Annotated in this window: 6 protein-coding genes; all 6 read right to left on the reverse strand. The window is 38.0% G+C overall.

Annotation, left to right across the window (positions count from 1 at the left end; translation table 11 throughout):
* The coding region (locus ACGHIN_RS16870) for an efflux RND transporter permease subunit (RefSeq protein ID WP_390456267.1) at window positions 1–1,065 on the reverse strand (1,065 nt) is incomplete at its 3' end.
* A complete protein-coding gene (locus ACGHIN_RS16875; protein WP_390456270.1) occupies window positions 1,065–2,249 on the reverse strand; it encodes an efflux RND transporter periplasmic adaptor subunit in 1,185 nt (394 codons plus the stop codon). The genes ACGHIN_RS16875 and ACGHIN_RS16870, both read right to left, overlap by 1 nt.
* 2 nt (window positions 2,250–2,251) lie before the next feature.
* Window positions 2,252–2,707: a transcriptional regulator gene (locus ACGHIN_RS16880; protein WP_390456273.1), complete on the reverse strand. Its 456-nt coding sequence runs from the start codon at window positions 2,705–2,707 to the stop codon at window positions 2,252–2,254.
* Between the two features lie 122 nt (window positions 2,708–2,829).
* Entirely contained in the window at window positions 2,830–3,345 is a 516-nt protein-coding gene (locus ACGHIN_RS16885; protein WP_390456276.1) for a GNAT family N-acetyltransferase, read from the reverse strand.
* Window positions 3,346–3,459: 114 nt separating this feature from the next.
* Window positions 3,460–3,690, reverse strand: coding sequence for a DUF2007 domain-containing protein (locus tag ACGHIN_RS16890; RefSeq protein WP_390456279.1), 231 nt, complete (start codon window positions 3,688–3,690; stop codon window positions 3,460–3,462).
* Between the two features lie 61 nt (window positions 3,691–3,751).
* Window positions 3,752–4,010: aminotransferase class III-fold pyridoxal phosphate-dependent enzyme (locus ACGHIN_RS16895; protein WP_390456281.1), on the reverse strand; the 259-nt coding region annotated here is incomplete at its 5' end.

Here is a 4,010-nt window from a genome sequence, read left to right on the forward strand (position 1 = left end):
GATATATACTACAATAAATACAAGGATGAATGCCTCGATAAGGGTATGAACCACTTTATCAATGGATGCTTCAAGGAATTCATTGGTATCAAAGTTAAAGGTATATTTTATTCCTTCAGGGAAGCTTCCTTCCGCTGATTTCAGGTAGGTTTTGATATTTTTAATGATCTCCTGAGCATTGGAACCCGGTGTCTGGAAAATCCCCATACTGATGGATGGATAATTTCCGTTTTCACCGACACCGGAGTAAGACTGTCCTGCCAATTCCACTTTGGCAACATCTTTCAGCATCAGATTCTGACCGTCACTAAGAGATTTAATGATAATATTATCGTATTGACCCTTATCGTTGAATTTACCGACGTATTTGATGATATACTCAAAAGAGCTTCCGCTGTTTTGTCCGATAGAACCTGCCGCTGCTTCTCTACTCTGCTCATTAATGGCATTGGTAACATCTGTAGGAGTTACTCCGTAGGCAGCCATCTTAGCGGGATCCAGCCATATTCTCATAGAATAATTCTTACCCCCGAAAACATTGGCATCTCCTACCCCGTTGATCCTTTTCAGATTAGGAATAACATTAATATTCAGGAAGTTTTGAAGATATACATCATCCAGATCCTTGTTTTCAGAATAAAAAGACATATACATCAAGGCACTGGTCTGCTGTTTCTGCGTTACGACCCCGGAACGGGTTACTTCGCTCGGAAGCAATGGTGTAGCTCTGGTTACACGGTTCTGCACGTTTACTGCAGCGATATCCGGATCAATTCCCTGCTTAAAGAAGATCTGGATATTAGCAGAACCGTCATTTCCTGCAGAAGAAGTGATATAGTCCATTCCTTCCACCCCATTAATCTGTTCTTCTAAAGGAACCACCACACTTTTCATTACGGTTTCCGCATTCGCTCCTGTATAATTGGTGGACACACTTACTGTAGGCGGCGCAATATCAGGATATTGTGTAACCGGAAGGGAAATCAACCCTAAAATACCGAGTATCACAATCAGGATTGAGATAACGGTAGATAAAACCGGTCTGTTAATAAAGTTCTTTATCATTAGAATTTCGGTTTTATAGATTGTATAAGGCTATCCATTTTGACAGGTTTCTTAATCACTGCGGTTCCGGGCTTCAAACCTCCGATACCTGCAGCAATGATGGTTTCTCCTTTGTTGACTCCTGATTTGATCAATGCCATATTATCAATTCTTTCTATCACATCCACCACCACATTTTTGGCGGTGTCTTTTTCCACTTTGTAGACATATACGATACCCTGCTGCTCGTAAGTAGCACTTTCCGGAACTACTAAGACATTATCATATCTCTGAGGGAATCTGATGGTTCCGCTGTTTCCATTGCTCAATAATTTCTGAGCATTGGAGAATCCCACTCTGAACTGGATCGTTCCTGTTGTAGGATCAATCTGGCCTGTAATGGCCTCAATTCTGCCTTTTTCAGGGTATAAGCTTCCATTGGCCAATTGCAGTTCCACCATAGGAAGGTTTTTGATTTTTTCAGGTACACTTGCTCCTATGGATTTTTCAAGGAAGTCAAAATATTCTTTTTCATTCATAGAAAAATAAGCGTAAATCTGCGAAGTGTCTGAAATGGTGGTTAACGGTGTCTGATCTGTAGGTCCTACAAGGCTTCCTACCTTTAAAGGAAGTTTTCCTACTACTCCCGAAATAGGTGCACGGATAACAGAATATTCGATATTGGCTTCTACACCTTTATAATTAGCTGTTGCCTGCTGTCTGGATGCAATAGCCTGCTGAAGCTGTGCCTGTGCCTTTGCCAAATCTGCCTGAGCAGTTTGCAGCTGAACATTGCTGATGATATTTTTAGCAACAAGTGGTTTTAATTTATTCACCTCTACCTGGGCAGCATTTACAGCAGCCTGGGCAGCAGCAATATTTGATTGCGCAGCACCTATTCCTGCTTTTGCAGCAGCGGCACTTTCATTAAGGGTATTGGTTTCAAGACGGAATAATGGCTGTCCTTTGGTAACATATTGCCCTTCATCCACTAAAACCTGGGTAATATACCCTTGTATTTTTGCACGGACGTCATTATTTACCCTCCCTTGAATAGTCGCCGGAAATGTCTGATATCCCACTACATTTTTAGTTTCTACGGATACCACCGGATAAGGCTTCGGGCCATCCTGTTTTGGGGCTTCTTTCTTGCAGGCGGTTAAAGAGAGTGCCGCAATAGAAAGTATAATTAGTTTATTGGTCATTTTTAAAGTTTATTAAGTGATTCCTGAATATTTTTGATGCTCTTATTTAAAAGAGATATGTAAACCTCCATTTTTTCGTTGTACTCATTTTCCTTTCCTTTTTTAAATTTGTTTAAATCATCTATCAATTTTAATTCGTCCTGCATTTTCTGAACTATTTTTTCAAATCTTATCTTTCTGTATTCATCATTGATAAAAAAATACCGCTTTCTCTCATCCATTTTGTTATGATCCACAATAAGCTGAGCGTTTAGCAGCAATGAAATGCTTGTAGAAACCGAGCTTTTACTGGCTGAGAATACTTCCACAAATTCATCAAAAGTAACCCCTACCTTATCGAAATCGAAATTAAGATAGGCATAGATTTTTGAAGCTAACGGTGGTATATTGAAAATGGTGCCATAGAATTTTACGGCTTCCTGGAAAATTTTTTCATCAATTTCTATACTTTGTTGCATAATATAAAAATTTGAACAAAAGTAGAAATTAGTTCAGAACCAAACGAACAAACTCAATAGAGTTTCTCGATATAGGGTTTTTTAAAAATTCAATGAAAGTTGATTTAACTTTTCATCTTTTTTTAAATCACTAGTTTTTCAAAGGCTTTTCTCACCCCTCCACTCAGGTATACTTCACCACAATAGGAATATCCTTTGCTTTCCAGAATTTTCAGCATCGCCAAGTTATCGAAGTTTGTGTCTACTTTTACACTTTGAATGTTATGGGATCTTGCAAAATCTTCAATATGATCAAAAAGCTTTTTCACAAGGCCTTGCCCGGCGAATTTCTCATCTACCGCTACTCTGTGTACCACTACAAATTCACCATTGCTTAGCCAAGCCCCCTCAATATTGCTGTAAGCCGGTTCATCGTTCAAAATTAAAGCAGCATACACCGCTACTTCTCCATTTGCGGTAAGAACATATCCGAAACCTTTAGCGATGTCACTTTCTACGGTATCAAGATTGGGATATCCGTTCTGCCATTGTGTGCTGCCGTCTTTTCTTCTTCTTTCAATAGCCTGCTGTAAAATCTCCCAAATGATGTTTTTATCTTCTATTTCCGCTTTTCTTAATGTAATCTCTGTTGAATTCATATATTTTTAAAAGGCTAAATATCTCACATTATTTTCTTCATGAAAAAACCGAAAACTAATTAAAATTAATTTTCGGTTCGAAGTAGTAAAATTTAAAATTATGAAATTGTTTTTTTATTGGTTTTCGCTTTGTTGAAGATAGGCATCTATAATTTCGAATGCTTTCTTCTCATTTTCCAGCTTCACCATCACTTTAAGCGAAGTCGCGGTTGGCGTTGTGGTAAAAGTCAGATAATTATTTTCAACCACATTGGCAATTTGCGCTTCGTCTAGCTTTGATTTGATTAACTGAATTTCTGAAGGATTGTCACTTTCAAAAACTGATACTTTCGTACTTCTTTCCATATTTTATCCTTTTTGAAATCTAAATATACAATCTTTTTTTCAGAATTACAAATCTTCGATTTTAAATTTTGTTAATGTTATTTTCAATTTTATCCAAAGCAAGCTGAATTTCTTCTTTAGTAACATTGAGATGTGGCCTGAAACGAAGGGATTGATCTCCACAAGCCAAAATAATCAGACCATCATTGAAAAGCTCGTCTCTTAAAAGGTTTCTTTGCTCATGAGTCGGCAGATCGATGGCACACATCAAACCTCTTCCTCTTGCGTTTGAAATCTTTTCGGGATGTTTCTGGGCTAATTGCTGAAGACCTTCTAAAAGG

The sequence above is a fragment of the Chryseobacterium barbadense genome (genome assembly GCF_042849955.1).
Taxonomy (GTDB): domain Bacteria; phylum Bacteroidota; class Bacteroidia; order Flavobacteriales; family Weeksellaceae; genus Chryseobacterium.